The organism is Phaeodactylibacter sp. (genome assembly GCF_022763345.1).
Classification (GTDB): domain Bacteria; phylum Bacteroidota; class Bacteroidia; order Chitinophagales; family Saprospiraceae; genus Phaeodactylibacter.
Genome location: NZ_JALEGS010000025.1, coordinates 44,758 through 65,540, shown reverse-complemented (window position 1 = coordinate 65,540; position 20,783 = coordinate 44,758). Strand labels below are relative to the sequence as shown.

Genomic DNA, 20,783 nt, shown 5'->3' with positions numbered 1-20,783 from the left:
GATCTTGGATTTGCGACATCGGAGCAAGCCACTTCCCAGCGTAAATGCTGACATTGAGTAGGTTTGCTGTGGCAAACCACTTAATCGTCAGTATATATTGACTATTAATGGTGTCGCTGCAATATCTCCTCGGACGGAGGCTGTAATTTTTCCGTCTTACCTGCATAATCAAGGAGGTAAAGCACATGGCGCATTGCCGCAATTCTGGCGCGCTCCCGCTCGTTGCCTTTGACAACAAACCAGGGGTTGACCTCAGTGGAAGTCTGTTCGAACATACGCGCTTTGTAGGCCGTAAAAGCATCCCATTTTTCCTGGGCAAGGAGGTCGACCGGGCTGACTTTCCATTGCTTAAGGGGGCTCGACAACCGGTCTTCGATACGGCTGCGCTGCACCTCAGCATCTATGGAAAACCAAAACTTGACCAGAATGATACCATCATCGGTGAGCATGCGCTCCATGGTGTTGACCTGCTGCATAAAGCGCTCGTACTGTGCCTGCGTACAAAACCCCATGACCGGCTCCACCACTGCCCGGTTGTACCAGCTGCGGTCAAAGAAGACCATTTCCCCGGCATTGGGCAACTGCCGGATATACCGCTGAAAGTACCACTGCCCGCGTTCTTCCTCTGAAGGCTTGCCCAGGGCTACAATGCGGTAGTGGCGTGGGTTGAGGAATTGGGAAAAACGGGCAATCGCACTCCCTTTTCCGGCGGTGTCCCGACCCTCAAATAAAATCGCCAGCCGTTGCCCCTGCTCATGAATGTGCTTTTGCAATTTTAACAATTCCACCTGCAGGAAATACAATTCGTGCACATAGTCCGGATTAACTCCATAGTGGCGCAGCACGTCCTCGTCAAACTGCTTGTCCTCTCCTTTTTTCAGGCTCATTACTTCTTCAGTTTTACCTCGTACAGGTCTTTGCGCCGGTCTTTGAGGGTATTCACACTACCGTACTCGTGCAGCTCTTTGAGCAATTCCAGGTTGACATCCGCAATCACCGTCATTTCGGTATTAGGAGTAGCCTCAGAACGGATGGCATTGGTAGGGAATGCAAAGTCAGAAGGGGTAAAGATGGCAGACTGAGCGTAGTTGATGTCCATATTATTGACGCGGGGCAGATTGCCCACAGCTCCCGCCATGATGACATAGCACTCATTCTCAATGGCCCGGGCTTGTGCACAGAGCCGGACCCGGTTATAGCCATTCTGCGTATCGGTGAGAAAGGGTACGAACAGCAGCTGCATGCCCTGATCCGCGTAGATGCGGGCTAGCTCCGGAAATTCCACATCGTAGCAGATGAGAATGCCTACTTTGCCACAGTCGGTATCAAAAACCTTCAGCTCACTGCCCCCTTTCATGCCCCAGGCGTCCCGCTCAGAAGGCGTGATGTGCACTTTCCGGTATTTTTCCCAGGTCCCGTCCCGTCGGCAGAGGTAAGATACGTTATACAAGTGCCCATCTTCTTCCACTTTGGGCATGCTGCCGGTAATGATGTTAACGTTGTAGCTGACGGCAAATTCTGTGAATTTTTCGCGCAGGGCATTCGTATACCCGGCCAGCTCCCGAATGGCCCGCGCCTCCCCCAGGTGGTTGTAATCTGCCATAAGGGGCGCTTCGAAAAACTCCGGGAAGAGGATGAAATCGGACTGATAGTCGCTCACGGCATCCACGAAGTACTCCACCTGCCGGATGAGGGCATCAAAGTTGGGAAACAAGCGCATCTGCCACTGTACGATACCAATACGCACATCCGATTTAGGGACATTGATGAGTTTTTCCTCTTCCTGATAGTAGATGTTGTTCCATTCCAGCAGGGTGGCATACTCTTTCGAGGCTTTGTCCTCTGGCAGGTAATTTTGAATGATTTTACGGACGTGGAAATCGTTGGACAGCTGAAAGGTCAGGGTGGGATCGTAGATTTCCCGCATCTTCACCTGATTGATGTACTCCCGTGGCGTCAGCTCATCGGCATATTCCCGGTATTTTGGGATACGCCCTCCGGCAATGATGGAGCGCAGGTTGAGTGATTCGCAGAGTTCCTTGCGGGCATCGTACAGCCGCCGCCCCAGGCGCATACCCCGAAACTCAGGGTGCACAAACAGCTCAATGCCGTAGAGCACATCTCCGTTTTCATCGTGCGTATTGAAGGTCTCGTTACCGGTAATCTGATCGTAGGTGTGTTTATCGCCATACTTGTCATAGTTGACGATGATGGAAAGCGCACAGGCCGCCACTTTATCGTCAACGACTACGCAAAGCTGCCCTTCAGGAAAGACCTTGAGCAGTTTTTGTATGGCCTTTTTATTCCAGTGCGTCACGCCACCACCCGAATAGGCTTGGATCATGGCCTCTTTCAGGCCGATGTAATCATCCAGGGTGAGGTTGCGGAGTTCTATTTTCTTTGTTGCGACTTCCATGTATTGATTGTTGTACTTCGAATAAACGAGCGGGCAGTGGCCCTTGTTGAGTCATCTTTCAAATTTGGGCTGTTCAGGACCGTAGGATGTAGCCCATACCGTAGAGGGTTTCGATGAGGCCCTCTGCGCCCAGCGCCTTCAGTTTCCGGCGGAGGTTCTTCAGGTGAGCGTACAGAAAATCATACCCATCTATATCTTCTGCCTCTTCGCCCCAAAGGTAGTCAATCAATTGGTCTTTGCTGATTACGCGGTTGCGGTTGCGGGCCAGGAAAAACAGGATATTAAACTCCTTTTTGGTGAGTTCCAGGCGTTGCCCGCCAATCCACACAGTGGCTTCGTCAGGCCGGATGACCAGGTCCTCCAGCCGGAGCTCCCGCTGATACAGCCCGGTACGGCGGCGTACGATGGCTTTGAGTCGAGCGTAGGCTTCGGCTAAGTCATAAGGCAGAGAGAGGACATCATCATAGCCCGATTCCAGTGCCTCAATCCGGTAAGCGGGTAGGGTAGCGGGGGTGAGCAACAACAGCCCGCCCTGCATCTCCTGCTGCCTGAGCAACTGCCCCAGGCGCATTGCATTGCCTTTTTCGAGCGGCTCTGTTATCACTACCGCATCGAACTCCACCTGTAGCACTTTCTGTACAGCGGCCTTTGGCTGAGCAACCGTTTGCCCTTCCAATCCCTGCCTTTTGAGGTATCGTTGCAATGCCAATCGGGAGGAGGATTCAGCTCCGATAAGTAAAACCTTCATATTTTTTTATTCAGGGCAGTAAAATTCAGTTTTTATTCAGAATCTGCGCGCTTTTTTGCCTGAAAAAAATGAGCAGGAAAGGTAAATCCACAGACAAAGCACGCCTCAAAAAGCGGAGCACTGAGCAGGAGGATGCACCCCGGCCCAAAAAGGCTTTGAAGACCACTAAGCCACCAAAATATAACCACCCGCAGTATTGGCTGAGTGAGGAAGCCAATCTGCAATAGCAAATACCATGACCAAAACCATCGCGCTTCTGCAGGAAGCTATATACGAACAAGCCGCTGTTGAGATTGCGGAGCAGGGCTACAGCATTATCGATGGCTTTCTCAGCACCATGGAAGTCAACCAAATCCTAAAGACTATCCATGCTGAGGAAGCAGAGGGCGCCTTTAATCCTGCGGGTATCGGGCAGGGGGCGGATTTTCAGCGCAACCAGAAAATTCGCCGGGACGAAATCCGTTGGATAGACCACAACGCTCCTCCTGCTTCCTGTGTACCTTACTTTGAACGCCTGCAAGACCTCATACGCTACCTCAACCGTACCTGCTACCTGGGGATTAGGGACATGGAGATGCACTTTGCTGTTTATCAGCCGGGTGGTTTTTACCAACGCCATCTCGATGTTTTCCACCGCACGCAGTCGCGCAAGCTATCTGCCATTTGTTACCTCAACCCTGAGTGGGCGGCAGACGATGGCGGCGCATTGAAACTTTACCTACCCAAAGAAGACGGCACCGAAGAGACGGTTACGGTACTACCGGAAGCCGGACGCCTGATGCTGTTTGAAAGCCATGCCATTGAGCACGAAGTCGAAGTTGCCCACCGCGAACGGTGCAGCATCACGGGGTGGCTCAAGGACGAAACCCAATTATTCTAGACAATGATCCATCCGCACACTCAGCTGCAATACATCGACGACCATAAAGGCTACGGTGTGTTTGCCACACGGTTCCTGCCCAAAGGCACCATTACCTATGTCAAAGACAGTCTGGAAATGGAGATCAGCCCGGACACCTACCGGAATCATAATCCCGAAATGCAAGCCGCTATTGAGAAGTATTCCTACATTGACGAGCGCGGGTACCGCATCGTCAGCTGGGACTTCGCCAAGTATGTCAACCACTGCTGCAACTGCAACACTATGAGCACCGGCTATGGCTTTGAAATTGCCATCCGTGACATTCAGCCCGGTGAGGAAATTACCGACGAGTACGGCCTTTTCAACCTAACACAGCCAATGGACCTGCAGTGCGCTCATGATTGTTGCCGCAAACAGCTCCGGCCCGAAGATTTTGAGCAATACTACAAGGCCTGGGACCTGAAATTGCGGGATGCCCTGCCCCAAATCTGGCAGGTAGAGCAACCCCTTGCCGCCCTGCTTGATGATGGCACCAAAATCGGAGTCAATGCCTTCCTGAATAATCCGGAGGTTTACCGCTCGGTCTATCAGCTCAAGGCGCAATCTCTTGAAACCTATACGCCCGGAGACAATGGTATGCAATTGCACCTGACCTGACCCATGTGTTTTCTTTGATTTTCGTATTTTGAACTTCCCATTCGCCCCGTAAACAAAGAACAGTTGCGGGGCGTATTTTTTATGGTGAAGGGCTTACCTTTGTCCGCTCAGCAAACAAAAGTATATGGAATCCACCTACTCTGCACTGCCCGATGACGCCCCTGTCATCCGGGAACTCGATTTAGAAGCTGTGCCTAAGGGCACTTTACAGCGTTTTTGGCTCCACCTCGTAACTGATGGTATGGGCATGCCTGTATTTATCCCGGTTATTGTGGCAAGGGGCGCGGAAGAGGGCCCGGTGGTTGGGCTGACCGCTGCAGTGCATGGCAATGAGCTCAACGGGATTCCGGTGATTCAGCGCCTCTTCCGCGAAATTGATGCCCGGGAAATTAAAGGCACCATAGTAGGCGTACCTGTGGTCAACCTTCCGAGCTTGCTGCGCAAAAAACGGCGCTTTATTGATGGTACCGACCTCAACCACATTATGCCGGGCCGGGAAGACGGCAACGTGAGTCAGGTCTACGCCTACCGCATCGTCAACTGGATTGTTGCCAAATTTGATTACCTCATCGATCTGCACACCGCAAGCTTTGGAAGAGTCAATTCCTACTACATCCGGGCAGATATGAGTAGCGAAACCACCCGCCGAATGGCACTGCTGCAAAACGCGCAGATCATTGTCCACAACCCGCCCTCCGATGGCACGCTGCGCGGGGCAGCCGATGAGCTGGGCATACACGCCATCACCCTGGAAGTTGGCAATCCCAATACTTTTCAGAAAGGGCACATCCGCTCCGGGCTGACCGGCATCCACAATGTGCTGGCGCACCTGGGCATGACGGGGGATACGGTGGAAGAGCCGGAAGCGCCTGCAATTCTGTGCAAAGATTCCAGCTGGCTGTACACGGATACAGGGGGGATTCTCACGGTGCAGCCGGGCCTGACGGAGCGCGTTAAAGCCGGGCAGGAAGTCGCCACTTTGCGCAATATCTTCGGGGACTTTATCAAGCGCTACACCGCGCCGCACGATGGAGTGGTGATCGGAAAAAGCGTGAGCCCGATCAATCAGACCGGGGGGCGTATCCTACATCTGGGTATGCCGATGTAGGATGACAGGTGGTTTTGTCTGCGTTCAGTCAATTTGATGTCGCAGGCCTCCCGAAATTTGCGTAAATTTGATAGTCTTGCTATCATAACTATACAAAGAAAATTCATTAGCATGCTTAAATCAATTTTGCCGCTGCTGTTGCTTGGCCTAAATGCTGTGCTCCTGCAAGCTCAGGTCGTTTACAGCGAACCAGCATTCCCAACACCCGAAGATGAAATCACCGTCTTTTTCAACGCCTCAGAAGGCAACGGAGGTCTGGAAAACTGTGGGTGCGATGTGTACCTGCACACGGGCGTGATCACCAATCTCAGCTCAAGCCCAGCCGACTGGCGCTATGTGCCCACGACCTGGGGGCAAGCCAATAACGACTGGAGAATGACACCGGTGCCTGGGGAGGACAATCTTTACAGTTATACCTTTTCCCCTTCGGTCAATGCCTACTACGGCGTGCCTGGCAGTGAGACGGTAGAGCAAATGGCTTTTGTCTTCCGCGATGCTACAGGTAATCAGACGGGTCGGGCAACGGGCGGTGGTGACATATACCTTGACCTGTTTGACGGCAGCGTAGGTTTTACAGCGGTACTGCAAAGCCCGGCGAGCAATGCCATCATTGCCCAAACCGGAGAAACCATACCGGTAAGGGTAGCCGTTTCAGAAGAAACGACAATGACCATTACCGATAACGGAGAAGAACTGGTCTCCGAAACCACAGCGCTACTGGAGTATGACCTGATTGCCGGTGAAGCAGGTACCCACCTCGTCGAAATCACCGTAGACAATGGGGAAGAGAGCATTGTGCTGGATTTTGCCTACGCCGTGCCTCTGGATGTTGCGCCTCAGGCTGTGCCTGCTGACCTGGAGCCTGGTATCACTTTCGAATCCGGTACCCTCCGCCTGAATCTCTTCGCTCCCAACAAAGAGCACGTCTTCGTCCTTGGCAGCTTCAACGATTACCGCCCGCTGACGGAATACCAAATGACCCCCTCCTCAACCGGTAACTGGTGGATAGAAATTGAGGGGCTGGATCCCGAAGGTCCACACACTTTCCAATACCTGGTCGATGGCAGCATCCGGGTGGCAGATCCTTACAGTACAGTAGTGCTGGACCCCGGCAACGACCCCTTTATTGAAGAGGAGGTGTATCCGAACCTGCCCGATTATCCGGATAATGCGCAGGGGATCGTGTCACTGGTAGACCCGCAGGTGGCGGAGTACGACTGGCAGGTGGACAATTTCGAGCGCCCGCCCAAAGAGCGGCTCGTGGTGTATGAGCTGTTGGTACGCGATTTCCTCGAAAGCCACAGCTATACCGATCTGATCGACACCCTTGACTACCTCAAGCGCCTTGGCATCAATGCCATCGAGCTGATGCCCGTAAGTGAGTTTGAGGGCAATATCAGCTGGGGCTACAACCCGTCCTTCCACATGGCGCTGGACAAGTACTACGGACCGATTTATGAGTTCAAGCGCTTTGTAGATGTCTGCCATCAGCGCGGGCTGGCGGTCATTATCGACGTGGTGTACAACCATGCCTTTAGCCAAAGCCCCCTTGCACAGCTGTATTGGGATGGGAATAACTTCCGCCCAACGCCTGACAACCCATGGCTGAATGAATTTGCCAAGCACCCTTTCAACGTAGGCTACGACTTCAACCACGAAAGCCCGCACACCCGGGAGTTTGTGAAGCGCACCATACGCTACTGGCTGGAGGAAATGCGGGTGGACGGCTTCCGCTTCGACCTTTCCAAAGGATTTACGCAAGTAGAAACCACCGATGTGGGTGCCTGGAGTGCCTATGACCCGTCCCGTCTGGTCATCATCAAAGATTATGCGGATGAAATGTGGGATGCCTCACCGGGCTCCTACGCCATCATGGAGCACCTGGGCGACTGGGCTGAAGAAGTGGAAATGGCCAACTATGGGGAAGGCATGCTGATGTGGAATAACATGCAGCCGCAGTACAAAAATGCGGTGCTCGGCTTTGGCTCCAATCTTTCCGGCGCTTCCTATACCCACCGCGGCTGGGATGTACCGGGTATCGTGTCCTACATGGAAAGCCATGATGAGGAGCGGCTGGTGTACGAGGCTCTGGAGTTTGGCAGTTCACAGGGCGACTACAACGTAAGGGAGCTGGAAACAGCGCTAGACCGGGTGGCAGCCGGCGCTACGATGTTCTACACCATCCCCGGGCCAAAAATGCTCTGGCAGTTTGGGGAGCTGGGTTATGACTTCTCTATCAATTACTGCGAAGACGGCAGCATCAATCAGGATTGCCGGACCGGTCCCAAGCCTATCCGCTGGGACTTCCTGGAAGAGGAAGGGCGGCGCGATCTTTACGAAACAATGAGCGATCTCATTTTGGTGACGCAAGCCTATGATGTCTTCCACACGGATGATATTGAATACAACTTGGCACCTTCTGCCAAAGTGATCAAACTGCGGCACGAAAGTATGGATGCGGTGGCTGTAGCCAACTTTGGGGTGACCAATCAGAGTGCTTCTCAGGTATTTACGCAAACAGGTACCTGGTACGAGTATTTCACTGGGGAAACCTTTCAGGTGATTACGCCTAATCAGTTGCTGCCACTTGAGCCCGGAGAATACCGTCTGTACACCACAGAACCGCTGGAAACGCCTACTTCCACTCAGAATAAACGGGCAATTAATGGCTTTGAGCTCCGCGTTGCGCCCAATCCCACTGCCGGCGAGCTTCTCGTGAGCTATGACTTGCCAAAGGCAGCGGAAGTACAGCTGGAAGTTGTCAACCTACAGGGGCAGACCGTAATTCAGGAAAACCTGGGCCAACGCAGCTTTGGCTGGCATGGGGAAGCCCTTGATCTTAAGTTGCCGGCTGGTAGCTATGTGCTGCGTATCACGGCAGGGCAACGGGTAGAGACTACGTTTGTGGTGGTGCAGTAAGCATCCGTCTGTAGCATTTTATGGCGTCGCTTTTGGAGCCTTTTAGGCTACAGAAGCGGCGCTTTGATGTTTACATGTCTCTCTGCCCCTGTTTTCGTCGGCAAAAAGGCAGTGTTGATAGATTAATTCCTCGTAAATCAGCAATATTTCCAATATTTAGGCTGCAATTGACCGAAGCAGTCTTCTTCTGTTTCGTTGCCCATCATCTGTTATACAACAAACTGCCCGTAGTGCCCGCCGCTACGGTTTTCATGCTGGTTACCCGGCAAAACATTAAAATGCAGTCCAACATGACGCTATTAACAGGTAATGGGATGCCTACCCGGCAGCCGCTCGTCCGCATGTCAGAGCAGTTGCGGCAAATACCACTTAACTTCGACGATGTTATCATCCACTCCCGGCTCAGAGACTTTGACAAATCTGTTGGCGATTCCGGCCTGTCAATCAAGCTGGGGCATATTGGCACGGAGCGTTACTTTTTCAGGAACCGTCAGGTTAGCCTGCAGCGTGGAGAATACCTCCTGGTGAACCGCCATCAAACCTTCGATTGTTTTATCCGTAACCCCACGCCGGTGGAGGGCTTTTGCTTTTACCTGAGCCCACGCCTGATTCAGGAAGCGGCCTCAGGCTTGTCGCGCAATACGGAGGATCTGCTGGACCACCCAGCACCGAAGTCCAACAAAGCACCTCGTTTTCTGGAAAAGATTTACCGGACGGATGAGAATGAGCTCGGCCGCTACCTCGAACAACTGCGCCCGGCCCTTGCTGCCCATCAGCAACTCGATTTCAATCAGGTATTTTTTGATGTGGCAACAGCACTCCTGCGCACCCACTGGCGTACCGAACAGGAGATGAGGGGCATTGACTGTGCCCGGCGGTCTACACGGGAAGAACTGTACCGCCGTTTGTGCACCGCCCGGCAGTATATTTATGACAACTACTGTAACGATCTGCAGCTGGAGGAACTGGCTAAAGCGGCTTTGCTATCCAAATATCACTTGCTGCGGACTTACAAGCAGGCATTCGGCATCACGCCTTATCAGCAGGTACTGGAACTGCGCCTCCATAAGGCAACACGACTGGTAGGAGAGGGAGACAGTCTCAGCAGCGTTGCCAGGGAGCTGGGCTTTTCTGACCGGCGATCGTTCACAAAAGCCTTTAAGAAAAAGTTTGGTATGGCTCCTTCGCACTATCGCGCGGGTTGAGCGGAAGAACGCCGCTAGCATTTTCTGAAAGCAAAAGATGTTACCGCGGGAACTTCATCTTGTAGTCCACCTTGATTTTACCTTTTTTGATGCTGTCCAGCTTTCGGCGGACAAGGCGTCGTTTGATCGGCTTGAGGTGCTCCGTGAAAAGGATGCCATCAATATGGTCGTATTCATGCTGAATGACCCGGGCATTAAATCCGGTGAACACTTCCTCGTGCTCCTCGAAGTTTTCATCCATATACCGCAGGCGAATTTGCGCCGGGCGCTCTACTTCGCCCCGTACATCCGGGATGCTCAGGCAGCCTTCCTCGTAGGGCCATGGATTGCCCCCTTCTTCTACTTTATGAGCATTGATGAAGACTTTCTTAATGCCTTCCTCCTCACTGTCTTTACGCTCGACCTGTGCGGTGTCGACCATAAAAATGCGGATAGAACGGCCAATTTGGGGAGCAGCAAGCCCCACGCCCTCGGCAAAGTACATGGTCTCCCACATATTCTCGATCAATTCAGCGAGGCCGGGGTAGTCCGGCTGTATGTCTTCTGCTTCCTTTTTAAGGACAGGTTGTCCGTATGCGTAAATGGGCAGTATCATGATTGAATTAGTACCGGTTTTGTTCTAGATAATCCCGCAGGATGAGGACGGCGCTTACTTTGTCCACAAGGCCTTTGTCCTGTCGCTTTTTCCGGCGGGCACCACTTTGACGAATCACAGATTTGGCCTCCTCGGAGGTGAAGCGTTCATCCTGCATAACAACTTCCACTTTGGGAAAAAGTTTGCGCAGCTTCCGGGCCAATCCCACCACCATATGATGGATTTGGGCCGGATTGCCATCCGGATAAAGGGGCTCGCCAACTACGATGATTTCGACCTCTTCTCTGTTCAGGTAATCCTGCAGATAGGCTTCCAGCTCAGCAGTAGGCACCGTGTCCAGCCCGGTTGGGATGATCTGCAATGGGTCTGTGACTGCCAGCCCGGTGCGCTTAGTGCCATAATCGATGCTCAGAATCCTTGCCAAACGTAATGATTTAGGGCGCAAAGGTAAGACAGTTGCCGCTAAAAACGGGCAAACGCATTATTTTTCCTTTTCAAGGGCTTCCATATCCCGGACCAGCAACCGTTTGCGGTCGAAGGTGAGGATGTCTTTATTGCGCAGCTCGTTGAGGACGGTGGTCACGGTTTGCCGGGAAGTAGCGGTGAGGTTGGCAATTTCCTGATGGGTGAGGAACTTCCGGACCAGCATTTCATAGCCTACGCGCTGCCCTTTTTTGTGGACGAGGCTGACCAGGTAGTCAATTATGCGGGTTCTGGAATCTTTGAAAACGAGCGATTGCAGGCGGTTCTCCATTTCCAGCATTCGGGAGCCCATGGTGCGCATCAGGAAGAGGGACAGGGCACTGTGCTCCCGCATCATATCCTCCAGATCTCCTACCGTCATGACGCAGGTATGGGTCTGCTCCATAGCGTAAGCAAAGTCATGCCGCCTGTTTTCTCCGATCATCGACAGCTCGCCAAACACCTCACCTGGGCCGATAATGGCTTTGGTGACCTCCTTGCCCTGATCGCTGTAGGTGCCGATTTTTACCCGGCCTTCGGTGATGAAAAACATGCGGTCGGCGTATTCATCAGGCAAATAAATGTAGCTGCCTTTCTCAAATACTTTTTGTTCATGGGTATCCAGGTCTCCCCGCTGAATTTTGCGCGGGCATAAGATGCCGCTCAGGTCAATATTTTCCAGATACCAAAGGGACTGATCGCTAGTCATAGCCTTTCAGGTTTAGTTTGCGGAGATGTATCGCTTTGCAAATAAGCTAACCAAAGGTTAACGTCAGTTGCGTGCTCCCATTTCAAAGATAATCCGGAGAAAGTGTCCGGCACAGAACATTTGCAACAAATAGCTGCTGAACGCGCATTGAGTGTGTGATCTCAATATAGCCCTACTCATCGGGGCGCAAATCAAACCGCTTTTGCATTTCCTGAAGCAGGGGGTTGGTTTCCCGCATCTCCAGGTATTTTTCTTTGCTGGTCATCAGCCGTTTCGGCTTGGGCGGGGGCTCCGGAGCGCTGCTTTTATCCACTTCCACCCGCATCAGGATGCCTGGTGCTTTGAGGGTAGCCCTCAGGTGCTCTACCAAGCCGTCTTCCTGCCTCACGGTATTTTCTGCCAGATTGGAAGAGACGGTCACCTGTATTTCCTGTTCGCCCAAAAGTGCGAGCTCAGCATTGCGCATGATTACTTTCACTGATTCCTGCTCGCATTGGTCAATGTATTGGTCCCAGGCTTCCTGTGCCCGCTCCAGGGTGATGGGCTCTGCCGTTTCCTCCTTAGTTGTCTGTGCCTCTTCTTCCTTAATTTCAGCCAGCATCGCATCCAGCTTCTTCATCTTGGGCAAGACATGTTTAGTCTTTTTTACAGGCGTGGGGGCGGCTGGTTTTGTTGCTAAATCCGGTGGTGGTGCTACTACTGTCGCTTCGTCCGCAATAGTTGGGGTGGAAGTCTCCGCTTCAGGGGCTGCTACGGGCTTAGGCGCAGGCTCCGGGACCTGTGGTGGTGGGGCTGAGGTGCTTACGTCAGCCGTTTTTTTTTCCGGGGCAGGCGCAGACAACTGGGCTTCAGACAGCTGAAAGGCTCGGTTGATGTAGGTCATTTTGAGCAGCGCCATTTCAACGTGCAGCCGCTTGTTGCGGGCCAGACGATAGCCCAGGTCGCAGTCGTTGGCGATATTCAGGGCGGTCAGCAGCAGTTGAGCGGGTAACAGCCGGGCTTGTTGCTCGTACCGGTCTTTTAGCCCACCGCTGACTTCCAGCAAATCCAGGGTTTGGGCGTCTTTGCACACCAGTACATTACGCAGGTGCTCTGCCAGCCCGTTGATGAACAGATCAGGGTCAAAACCCTTGCGCAGGATTTCATCAAAAATCAGCAGCATCTGATTGCGGTCCTCCTGCAGCATGGCGTCCACGACCCGGAAATAGTAGTCGTAGTCCAGCACGTTGAGGTTCTCAATGACATCCTCGTAGGTAATGCGGTTGCCACTGAAAGAGACGATGCGGTCAAAAATGGACAGAGCATCCCTTAGTGCGCCGTCTGCCTTTTGTCCGATGATATGCAGGGCATCCGGGTCGGCCTGAATGTCTTCGGTATCGCAAATGCTCTGCAGGTGATCGACCATATCCTGCACCTGTATCCGCCGGAAGTCGAAAATCTGGCACCGGGACAGGATGGTCGGGATAATCTTGTGCTTTTCGGTGGTCGCCAGGATGAAGATAGCGTAGGAAGGCGGTTCCTCCAGGGTCTTCAGAAAGGCGTTGAAGGCCTGCTGGGAAAGCATGTGGACCTCATCAATAATGAATATCTTATACCGGCCCTGCTGCGGCTGAAAGCGCACCTGTTCGATGAGCGCGCGGATGTGCTCCACGCTGTTGTTAGAGGCGGCATCCAGTTCGGTGATGTTGAAGGAGGCATTCTCACTGAAGGACTTGCAAGAGTCGCAAACCCCGCATGGCTCGTGGTCTTCGGTTACATTCTGACAGTTCAGCACCTTGGCCAGGATACGGGCACAGGTGGTTTTACCGACCCCCCGTGGGCCACAGAAAAGGAATGCATGCGCCAGGTGGTCGTTCTGCAGCGCATTTTTTAGCGTAAGCGAAACGTGCTGTTGACCCACCACTTCATCGAAGCGGGTAGGGCGGTACTTTCTGGCGGAAACAATAAAATTGCTCATGCATGGCTGTTTTCGAGGTATGCAAAGATACAAAATTTCGGGCGTTTACCGGCCAGGTTTGTAGCGGCTGGCATCGAGCAGGGCCTGTGCGTCCTCTAGCGCAATGAGGTCCTGCATCGTCGCCTCCGGGTGTCGTTGCATATAGGCCCGGACGATCTGCCAGCCCACCCAGTTGGCGGTGCGGCCGGGCGCTTCTTCCGGCATGCCTGGAGAGTGAGGGCTGTAATCCACGAGTTTTCGGATTTTGCGGCTGTCCGTTTCGTACATTAGGTCCTCTTTGATGAAGAAAGCCCACATTTCCAGTTCATTGTCATTGAGCCATTCCACCTGCTCGCCGGTCACTTCCAGTTTGACGCTGTCCGGAGCGTAAGGCAGGAGTTTGTCCAGGATGTAGAGCTTTTTGCCGTTGTTGACCATCAGATCGATAAGGCGTTGCTGCCGGGGCTGAGGTACGAGCCCGTTGATGAGGGTCTGAATGGCTTTGGAAGTCAGGTGCTGCCGGTTGAAGGTACGGGTGAGGTAAGCGGAAAATGCCGGATCGCGGGGGTTCAGCTTTTGGTAGGGGTAGTCCTCTCCGAGAAAATAATCCAGGGAAACTCCCAGGTCATTTTCACCGTACACGAAAGCCGCTACCGCGTATTCCGAAATCAGGGTAGAGACGGTGGGCACCGGCTCATCGGGGAAATAATACTGGAAAAACCGGAACGCCTGCTCCAGCTCCTCCTCGATATCTGACAGGTCCGGATAGTGCACCTGTACGGAATCGTAAAGGTTGCGTACCGGCTCGTGCTGCAGGAACCCTTTGACATAGGGAGCGGGCCCATCGGGTGCCATGCGCGGGTCGTTGGCCCGGAGGATGCGGCTAAAGTAAAGGTCGCCCAGTTCCGGATAGTCTTCCATCAGCCCTTCCAGAGCTGCCTGCATGTTATTCGTATCCAGCTGAAAGAGCGCCTGATCGAAGCGCCGGATATCCACCTCCGCTTCGATGCCTGAAACATCAGGTATAAATTCCTGTTCCCCTGTTTGGCAGCCCCAAAAAAGGGTGGTTGCGATCAAAAAAGCGAACAAATGCATCCGTTTTACGCTCATAAAAGTTGAATTTGTGGTTTGGAATCGCGAAGCTAATAGTATTGCATTAAACATTAACGCTGTGTTTTTTATATTTTACCGCCACGTTTGATGATGTACGTTTATTTTTGCATCAAGAGCACAGACGCTTCCTGATTATACACCTGCTTACAAAAACTGAAGAAGATGAAAAAAATTGTTGTTTTTGCTGCTTTCCTGATTAGCCTTTCCACCTTAGCGGAGGCTCAGCAGGCGGTCCGCTTTGGCTTTCAGGTCAGCCCCGCTTTCAACTGGATGTCTACCGATAAAAACTCCATCAGCACCAATGGTACTAACCTGGGCCTGAAGCTTGGCTTGATGGGCGAGTTTTACTTTCAGGAAAACTATGCACTGGCCACAGGCTTAGGCTTTTCTTTCAATTCAGGGGGTACGCTGCTGCACTCCAATACCGGTATCTACTGGGCTAATTCTGAAGTCCCTGCCGATTGTGCCTTCTTCATGGAAGAGCAGCAGGCACCCAATTTGAAATACTCTATACAGTACGTGGAAATCCCGATCGGGCTAAAAATGCGCACCCGGGAATTCGGCTATATCCGCTACTTCATGGAGCCTAATGTTGGCATCGGTTTCCGCACGCAGGCCAAAGGCGACATTCGCAATGCTGACGATGCGGAAGAATGCAATGACATCAACATTCGCCCTGATGTGCGCCTGCTGAACCTCTTCTGGGGCCTGAATGGCGGCATTGAGTACAGCGTTTCTGAAAGCACTTCTCTGGTAGCGGGCATCGGCCTGCAGTTTGGCTTTACGGATGTGACCAAAGATGATGATACCGTTTACCTGGACAACAGCGTTTCTAATCAGGATGCTGAGGATAGCAAAGGCGTAGCGCGGGGCGTTGTGCTGCGGCTGGGGGTGTTGTTCTAGAGAGGGTTTCACGCAAAGGCCGCAAAGGAAGGGTTTCGCAAAGGCTGCAGCGCAAGAGGCGTACTTAGAACGCTTTGCGCACTTTGCGCCCCCTTAGCGTACGCTGCGTGAAACACTACCGCCCTAAGCATGAACCTTTCATCCAGCCACCACTGGATAATTTGCCTGAAAAGCTTTACCTTTGCGGCCCAAAAGCTACCTGGTGCACTGCCAGGTAGTCTTAAATTCCGGGCAAAACAAACAGGGTATGAGCACAAACATGGCAGAACTTCAAGACTACCTCGAATTTTTCGTTACACAGGCATTAAAAGAAGACGTGGGCGATGGTGACCATACTTCCCTGGCTTGTATTCCGGCAGATGCACGGTCAAAGGCTCGCCTCTACGTCAAAGATCCGGGCGTGATCGCCGGTATGGACGTCGCCGCTTATATTTTCCGGCATGTGGACCCCAGCTCAACCTTTACCCCAAAGGTGAAAGACGGTCAGCCCGTCAGCTACGGCGACGTGGCTTTTGAGGTAGAATGCAATGCGCAGGCACTGCTGCGTGCCGAACGCCTCGTGCTCAATACCATGCAACGCATGACCGGAATTGCTACCCTGAGCAACCGCTTCAAATTTGAGGTGGAAGACCTGAATGTGACCATCCTCGATACGCGTAAGACCACGCCGCTGATCCGCCCATTGGAAAAACTGGCGGTGAAGTTGGGCGGCTGTGACAACTACCGCTTCGGCCTCTTCGACTGGATTATGATCAAGGACAACCACATTGATGCCTGTGGCAGTATTACAGCAGCCATCGAGCGGGTAGCAGCTTATCAAAAGGAAAAAGGTACGGACCTTGGCGTTACAGTGGAGGTCCGCAATCTGGTAGAGCTGCACGAGGTCCTTCAGGTTGGGCAGGTCACCCGTATCCTGCTGGACAACTTTGAACTGCCGCTGATGGAAGAAGCCGTGCACACGGTCAACAAGCGCTTTGAAACGGAGGCTTCCGGCGGCGTCAACATTCACAACGTCCGCGAAGTGGCGCTGACGGGCGTGGACTACGTCTCTGTAGGTGCGCTGACGCACTCGGCTCAGAGTTTGGACTTGAGCCTGAAGGTGGTGAAAGAGGTGGTGGCGTAGGATCAGAGACTCTTAAAGATAAGTAGAGCTTTCCTAAATGTAAGTTTAAGCATTGGTAAAACCTTTCCAGGTAGGGTTCTCAATTCGCATTGTCTTCTCGAAGATTGACGCTGTAAAATCTTCCCCTTCCTCAAAAGGAATGAGGCAAACTCCTTTGACGTTTTCTTGATTGATAGCATTTGCGATATCCTCGTTAACCAAGAAAATGCCTGGCGGAGATACAGGAAAGAAATCGGGTAGCTGAATATTGGATTTTAAGTATAAAGCCTTCACTTGCTTAGCTCCTCCGAGCCCAGGGGTATTAACAAATTCCTGGTAGTTTTTTGCTGAGAAAGATTCTGTTGTCTTTTCAGTCCAATACACTCTGACAAATTGACTTCGCTGGAAGTCTAGATAAGAAACAGTAGAAGGAAGGTAATGGAGAATGTAGTATCTTGTCGATCCTTTTGTATGGATCAAGTTGGCATTGAAAATTTGATGCGGAGCACCTGTATATTTTTTTAAGATGCCAAGGGTTTTCTCACTGATTAAAATCTGAAAAGGGTAAACGGTAAGATTATTTGATATGTAGTCAGTTAATATGGCATTTGGGGTTTTTAGTTTTATTTCAGGAAGTATTACTTCGGCGGGATCCAACTTTTCTAGAATATGGTCACCTATGGAGGTATAAGTAACGTCTTCTGAGTAAATCGCTTCGACTTGTGGTTGTTTTCTACCAACAACTTTGGGATTCACCGAGTTTGTCAAAATGAATAACTTGTCTTTCATGTTGTAGGCAGTTGTATTAGCTAGCCAGATACAAATAAGAAAAGGAATCTGGCTAGCAAGTTAAGAAAAACCTAAGGGTTGGGAACGGGTGGTAAGATAATGTCGTTTAATTTGGGACCATTTGAAGAGACTCCAATTTGTGCCCTTATTTGATTCTGCCATTGCCAAAAAGATTTGGCAGCATCCTCATTAGTTGCGTTGGGATTATTAGATAGCCATTCGCTCAATCTTTGATCTATTTGAGTAGAATAGTTGGGGTGCTGAATATATTTCAAAACATTGTAAAAAGAATGGTTTTGTGAATCAGGAGCTTTCTGAAGCTACATGATCAATTTTTGTGCTTTTGTGACAATATTTTCCTCGCAGAAGTTTTCTCCTGGCCTTAGAGGCACCATTGCAATGCCTGTGATCTTTTTTTCATTTAGTTTATCTGCTACTTTTTCATTGATTACCCAAGCATTAGGGTTCCTTAGCAGAAAGGCGTCGTAAGAAATGTCAGACTCTTTTAAATAGATTGATCTGCCGCAAATACTTCCTTTTTTACTTTGAGTAATGTTAATGATCTCTTCCCAACTACCCACATCCACCTCTTCTCCTTTAATAGTATAAGGATCAACAGTAAAGTCATATCCCGTTATCCGAAAATACTGAGACCGTTGATAATCTATGTAGTCTGCATCGCTATGAAAGTACTGATGTATGACTTTATAAGGAATCCTTTCGCCTTTTTTATTGAGTACGGAGGTGTCGAAAACCTGATGCTTTGGGAGATTGAACGTGCTAAGTACCTCTACTACGGAAGGACTTGCCAAAATATTAGTTGACCGCCCTAGTACACTTGACGATAAAACATCGGTAAGTTTTGCTTTATACTCTAATTTGAACGTGGGAAAGCGTATTTCCTTTGGCAATTCTTTATCGTTGTATTGGTTCAACACTAAGTCGTGGCTACCTCGTTCTAACACTTTAACTTGAGGGTACACACTTCCCTTTTCCTTAGTATCCGTTGTATAAGTTAGAATGAAGTGCTTCATAATTCGTGGATTCAAGTAATAGAGGTGGCTAAACTCCTTCACGAGACCGCAAGGCTGCTAAAAGAGCTGAGCGGCAACAGATAACCTCACACCCAAACCACAAATACCCGCTTCCCCTCCACTTCCTGCCACCCATGCGCCGGCGCTTCCCCCTGACGGCGTGGGTCGAAGATGAGGAGGTAGCCTTCATCCATGCCTTGCCGCTGCAGGTAGTCCGTGAGTTGCAGCAAACCGCGCTGATGCGCCTGCTCCCCGTACCAGCGTTTGAGCTCTATGATGTATTTGTGATGATTGTAGGTGACAACGACATCCAGCCGCTTTTCTTCGGAGATTTGTGCCTCCTTAAAGTCGTGCCCTTTGCCATTGATGATGGGCTTTAGAAAGGCCAGGAAGACGAGGCGCCAGTGCCGTTCCAGAAAATGCTCGTCCCGTTTGCTGTGCTGCTCGCGCAGGTACTGCTGAAAGCGGAGCAGTGCCCGCTCCAGGTCGAGCCCCTGTCCATCGGGGGTAGTGTAGAGGCCCGGAGAAACCTCTTGTTCCTGACTGAGCTGCTCCCGATAGTACTTTGCGGTCATGTAACCGTACAGGCGTTGTTCATAAATTCTGTTGTGAATGCTGAGCCTGCCGTTAGACTTGAAAATACCGTATAAACGCCCCATCGCCGTTATGGGCTCATCCGGATTGAAAGGTATGTTTGCTCCATTTATAATCACCTGAAAAGCCAGGTTGTACAGTTCCGGATTGTTCTCCAGGTTTTTGATCAGGCTCTCGAAGTTGGTATTGTCTTCCCGCAGCAATTGCTGTACGGCTTGCTCTAGGTCGGCTTCAGTTAATACTTTTTCTGTTTTTGCCAACAGGATTTCCTCCGCCATGATTTTGCAAAGCTTGCTCACCAGAAAGGGATAGCCAGAAGTGTAGTAGTATAGCCTTCCCGCCAAATGCGGAGCATTGAGTTGCACGTGCTGTTCCTGTGCGAAATCCTCCAGCATAGGCACAATCTCCTCTGGCAGAAAGCTCATCGTTACTTTGAAGTCAGCAGCGATATTCCAGGGGCTGTTATACTGCCCGGTATTGTCTTCTCCCGGCCGGATTCTGGATTTCAGCGACTTTACATCATGCACGCCCGCTAGTACCACGCTGTGAAAGGTCGCATGCTGGGGAGAGAACCGGTCAAGGTATTTACTCCGCAGCATGCCCAGAAAGCGGAGGAAGGGCCAGTAGTTGCTGCTTGCATCCACTTCGTCGATGAGCAGGACCAGTTTTTTCCTGGACCGATGCGCCAGGTGTGTGATTAACCTTGACAGCCCATCCATTCCATCGACCTCCGCCTCTTTTTCCTGAATAACTTCAAATAGTTGCTTATCCTGATATTCCAGGGTTGTTTTCATCTGGCTGAGCACCATTTGCGCAAAAGCAGCGTCTGTTTCATGCCACTTACTGTCAATGCCCTGAAAGTTCATTCTTACGGGGAGGTACGCACTGCTGTTTGAAAGCGCCCCGTTTAGTGTAGCCAGCATAGTGGTTTTGCCGTACTGCCGGGGACGGTTGATGGTGAAATATTCGCCTTCAACCACCATGTTCATAATGGCGTCAACCTTGGCGCTGATGTCTGCCATGTAATGCAGAGTAGGATAACAAGTACCGGTGCTATTGAACTTTTTGGGCATCATCCTGAATTTCGGTCTGTGCTAAAGGTACGGAAAATAACGCCACTAATGGCGTCCTTCCAGCTGTAAAACAAAGCCCCGCCAAGCTGATCCATTGGTCACTTAGCGGGGCTGCTGTTTGTAATCAGATCCTGTTGGTTTCACACCGGATAGCCTTTCATGGTCATCCAAAGGAGTAGACAGAAAGAAGCCAGGGCCAGCCAGAACCGGATGTCCTGATAGAGGCGGTAAGTACGCTCTTGCATGGTATTGAAGTTGGTTTAAGCAATAGATAAATGCGCTGCAGAAATTTTCGCTCAGCGATGCTGAATGGTCCTACTAAGCAGGCGAAATATTTACTTCAAAAACGATGCCATAGTGGTTTTTTATAATGTGAGTATTGGAGGGCAGGAGGGTTCACGCAAAGGGAGGAAGAGATCGCGTAAAGGCCGCAGCGTAAGGACCGTCCTCCGGAATGCTTTGCGCACTTAGCGTTCGCTGCGTGAAACCTTCATACTGTGGTTCACGCAAAGGGGAGGGAGGGTTTCGCAAAGTTCGCAGCGTAAGGGCAACCTCTGT

The 20,783-nt window shown here is 51.4% G+C and carries 19 protein-coding genes; 8 read left to right on the top strand and 11 right to left on the bottom strand.

From position 1 onward, the window contains the following. Positions 1–104 precede the first annotated feature (104 nt). The 3 genes from ppk2 to MRY86_RS07435 form a co-directional block, all read right to left on the bottom strand. Positions 105–887 (bottom strand): polyphosphate kinase 2, encoded by a 783-nt coding sequence (ppk2, locus tag MRY86_RS07445; protein ID WP_293570382.1) that lies wholly within the window; start codon positions 885–887, stop codon positions 105–107. Then, entirely contained in the window at positions 887–2,416 is a 1,530-nt protein-coding gene (locus MRY86_RS07440) for a bifunctional GNAT family N-acetyltransferase/carbon-nitrogen hydrolase family protein (RefSeq protein WP_293570381.1), read from the bottom strand. Before MRY86_RS07440 ends, ppk2 begins: the two co-directional genes overlap by 1 nt. Before the next feature lie 73 nt (positions 2,417–2,489). Then, positions 2,490–3,164, bottom strand: a complete 675-nt coding sequence (locus MRY86_RS07435; protein WP_293570380.1) for a response regulator transcription factor — start codon at positions 3,162–3,164, stop codon at positions 2,490–2,492. A 68-nt stretch (positions 3,165–3,232) separates the two neighbouring features. On the opposite strand from MRY86_RS07435, the gene MRY86_RS07430 reads away from it, so the two are divergent. The 6 genes from MRY86_RS07430 to MRY86_RS07405 all read left to right on the top strand — a co-directional run bounded on the left by MRY86_RS07430 (position 3,233) and on the right by MRY86_RS07405 (position 9,915). Beyond that, on the top strand, positions 3,233–3,391 hold the full coding sequence (locus tag MRY86_RS07430) for a hypothetical protein (protein ID WP_293570379.1): 159 nt from the start codon (positions 3,233–3,235) through the stop codon (positions 3,389–3,391). Positions 3,392–3,399: 8 nt separating this feature from the next. After that, on the top strand, positions 3,400–4,044 hold the full coding sequence (locus MRY86_RS07425) for a 2OG-Fe(II) oxygenase (RefSeq protein ID WP_293570378.1): 645 nt from the start codon (positions 3,400–3,402) through the stop codon (positions 4,042–4,044). Positions 4,045–4,047: 3 nt separating this feature from the next. Continuing rightward, positions 4,048–4,683 carry an SET domain-containing protein gene (locus tag MRY86_RS07420; protein ID WP_293570377.1) on the top strand — a complete coding sequence of 212 codons (636 nt, stop codon included), beginning with the start codon at positions 4,048–4,050 and terminating at the stop codon, positions 4,681–4,683. Between the two features lie 124 nt (positions 4,684–4,807). Further along, positions 4,808–5,791, top strand: coding sequence for a succinylglutamate desuccinylase/aspartoacylase family protein (locus tag MRY86_RS07415; RefSeq protein WP_293570376.1), 984 nt, complete (start codon positions 4,808–4,810; stop codon positions 5,789–5,791). Between the two features lie 111 nt (positions 5,792–5,902). Continuing rightward, on the top strand, positions 5,903–8,710 hold the full coding sequence (locus MRY86_RS07410; protein ID WP_293570375.1) for an alpha-amylase family glycosyl hydrolase: 2,808 nt from the start codon (positions 5,903–5,905) through the stop codon (positions 8,708–8,710). A 290-nt stretch (positions 8,711–9,000) separates the two neighbouring features. After that, a complete protein-coding gene (locus MRY86_RS07405) occupies positions 9,001–9,915 on the top strand; it encodes an AraC family transcriptional regulator (RefSeq protein ID WP_293570374.1) in 915 nt (304 codons plus the stop codon). A gap of 40 nt (positions 9,916–9,955) precedes the next feature. On the opposite strand, the gene def is transcribed toward MRY86_RS07405, so the two are convergent. The 5 genes from def to MRY86_RS07380 all read right to left on the bottom strand — a co-directional run bounded on the left by def (position 9,956) and on the right by MRY86_RS07380 (position 14,727). Next, entirely contained in the window at positions 9,956–10,510 is a 555-nt protein-coding gene (gene def, locus MRY86_RS07400; RefSeq protein WP_293570373.1) for a peptide deformylase, read from the bottom strand. A 7-nt stretch (positions 10,511–10,517) separates the two neighbouring features. Then, complete coding sequence (ruvX, locus tag MRY86_RS07395; RefSeq protein WP_293570372.1) at positions 10,518–10,934, bottom strand: Holliday junction resolvase RuvX; 417 nt, start codon at positions 10,932–10,934, stop codon at positions 10,518–10,520. A gap of 57 nt (positions 10,935–10,991) precedes the next feature. Then, entirely contained in the window at positions 10,992–11,681 is a 690-nt protein-coding gene (locus MRY86_RS07390; RefSeq protein ID WP_044220712.1) for a Crp/Fnr family transcriptional regulator, read from the bottom strand. Between the two features lie 172 nt (positions 11,682–11,853). Beyond that, positions 11,854–13,638, bottom strand: a complete 1,785-nt coding sequence (locus MRY86_RS07385) for a DNA polymerase III subunit gamma/tau (RefSeq protein WP_293570371.1) — start codon at positions 13,636–13,638, stop codon at positions 11,854–11,856. 45 nt (positions 13,639–13,683) lie between these two features. After that, complete coding sequence (locus MRY86_RS07380) at positions 13,684–14,727, bottom strand: hypothetical protein (RefSeq protein ID WP_293570370.1); 1,044 nt, start codon at positions 14,725–14,727, stop codon at positions 13,684–13,686. Positions 14,728–14,892: 165 nt separating this feature from the next. Here MRY86_RS07380 and MRY86_RS07375 point away from each other — a divergent pair, with 165 nt between their 5' ends. Together MRY86_RS07375 and nadC are read left to right on the top strand one after the other, a co-directional pair. Continuing rightward, a complete protein-coding gene (locus MRY86_RS07375) occupies positions 14,893–15,633 on the top strand; it encodes a porin family protein (RefSeq protein WP_293570369.1) in 741 nt (246 codons plus the stop codon). Between the two features lie 247 nt (positions 15,634–15,880). Beyond that, the gene (gene nadC, locus MRY86_RS07370; protein WP_293570368.1) at positions 15,881–16,756 is read left to right on the top strand and encodes a carboxylating nicotinate-nucleotide diphosphorylase; all 876 of its coding nucleotides are present in this window, start codon (positions 15,881–15,883) and stop codon (positions 16,754–16,756) included. Between the two features lie 45 nt (positions 16,757–16,801). Here nadC and MRY86_RS07365 read toward each other — a convergent pair whose 3' ends face one another. The 3 genes from MRY86_RS07365 to MRY86_RS07355 all read right to left on the bottom strand — a co-directional run bounded on the left by MRY86_RS07365 (position 16,802) and on the right by MRY86_RS07355 (position 20,174). Continuing rightward, positions 16,802–17,524, bottom strand: a complete 723-nt coding sequence (locus MRY86_RS07365; RefSeq protein WP_293570367.1) for a hypothetical protein — start codon at positions 17,522–17,524, stop codon at positions 16,802–16,804. A gap of 320 nt (positions 17,525–17,844) precedes the next feature. Beyond that, positions 17,845–18,558 carry a hypothetical protein gene (locus tag MRY86_RS07360; RefSeq protein WP_293570366.1) on the bottom strand — a complete coding sequence of 238 codons (714 nt, stop codon included), beginning with the start codon at positions 18,556–18,558 and terminating at the stop codon, positions 17,845–17,847. 86 nt (positions 18,559–18,644) lie between these two features. Then, positions 18,645–20,174: an AAA-like domain-containing protein gene (locus MRY86_RS07355; RefSeq protein ID WP_293570365.1), complete on the bottom strand. Its 1,530-nt coding sequence runs from the start codon at positions 20,172–20,174 to the stop codon at positions 18,645–18,647. Between the last annotated feature and the right edge of the window lie 609 nt (positions 20,175–20,783).

What these genes read in the sequence shown, in the direction of transcription:
- MRY86_RS07420 (WP_293570377.1), top strand. Translation starts at nt 4,048, where the DNA reads ATGATCCATCCGCACACTCAGCTGCAATACATCGACGACCATAAAGGC.
- def (WP_293570373.1), bottom strand. Translation starts at nt 10,510, where the DNA reads ATGATACTGCCCATTTACGCATACGGACAACCTGTCCTTAAAAAGGAA.
- MRY86_RS07425 (WP_293570378.1), top strand. Translation starts at nt 3,400, where the DNA reads ATGACCAAAACCATCGCGCTTCTGCAGGAAGCTATATACGAACAAGCC.
- MRY86_RS07380 (WP_293570370.1), bottom strand. Translation starts at nt 14,727, where the DNA reads ATGAGCGTAAAACGGATGCATTTGTTCGCTTTTTTGATCGCAACCACC.
- nadC (WP_293570368.1), top strand. Translation starts at nt 15,881, where the DNA reads ATGAGCACAAACATGGCAGAACTTCAAGACTACCTCGAATTTTTCGTT.
- MRY86_RS07440 (WP_293570381.1), bottom strand. Translation starts at nt 2,416, where the DNA reads ATGGAAGTCGCAACAAAGAAAATAGAACTCCGCAACCTCACCCTGGAT.
- MRY86_RS07410 (WP_293570375.1), top strand. Translation starts at nt 5,903, where the DNA reads ATGCTTAAATCAATTTTGCCGCTGCTGTTGCTTGGCCTAAATGCTGTG.
- MRY86_RS07430 (WP_293570379.1), top strand. Translation starts at nt 3,233, where the DNA reads ATGAGCAGGAAAGGTAAATCCACAGACAAAGCACGCCTCAAAAAGCGG.
- MRY86_RS07405 (WP_293570374.1), top strand. Translation starts at nt 9,001, where the DNA reads ATGACGCTATTAACAGGTAATGGGATGCCTACCCGGCAGCCGCTCGTC.
- MRY86_RS07385 (WP_293570371.1), bottom strand. Translation starts at nt 13,638, where the DNA reads ATGAGCAATTTTATTGTTTCCGCCAGAAAGTACCGCCCTACCCGCTTC.
- MRY86_RS07355 (WP_293570365.1), bottom strand. Translation starts at nt 20,174, where the DNA reads ATGGCAGACATCAGCGCCAAGGTTGACGCCATTATGAACATGGTGGTT.
- MRY86_RS07435 (WP_293570380.1), bottom strand. Translation starts at nt 3,164, where the DNA reads ATGAAGGTTTTACTTATCGGAGCTGAATCCTCCTCCCGATTGGCATTG.
- MRY86_RS07365 (WP_293570367.1), bottom strand. Translation starts at nt 17,524, where the DNA reads ATGAAAGACAAGTTATTCATTTTGACAAACTCGGTGAATCCCAAAGTT.
- MRY86_RS07415 (WP_293570376.1), top strand. Translation starts at nt 4,808, where the DNA reads ATGGAATCCACCTACTCTGCACTGCCCGATGACGCCCCTGTCATCCGG.
- MRY86_RS07375 (WP_293570369.1), top strand. Translation starts at nt 14,893, where the DNA reads ATGAAAAAAATTGTTGTTTTTGCTGCTTTCCTGATTAGCCTTTCCACC.
- MRY86_RS07360 (WP_293570366.1), bottom strand. Translation starts at nt 18,558, where the DNA reads ATGAAGCACTTCATTCTAACTTATACAACGGATACTAAGGAAAAGGGA.
- MRY86_RS07390 (WP_044220712.1), bottom strand. Translation starts at nt 11,681, where the DNA reads ATGACTAGCGATCAGTCCCTTTGGTATCTGGAAAATATTGACCTGAGC.
- ppk2 (WP_293570382.1), bottom strand. Translation starts at nt 887, where the DNA reads ATGAGCCTGAAAAAAGGAGAGGACAAGCAGTTTGACGAGGACGTGCTG.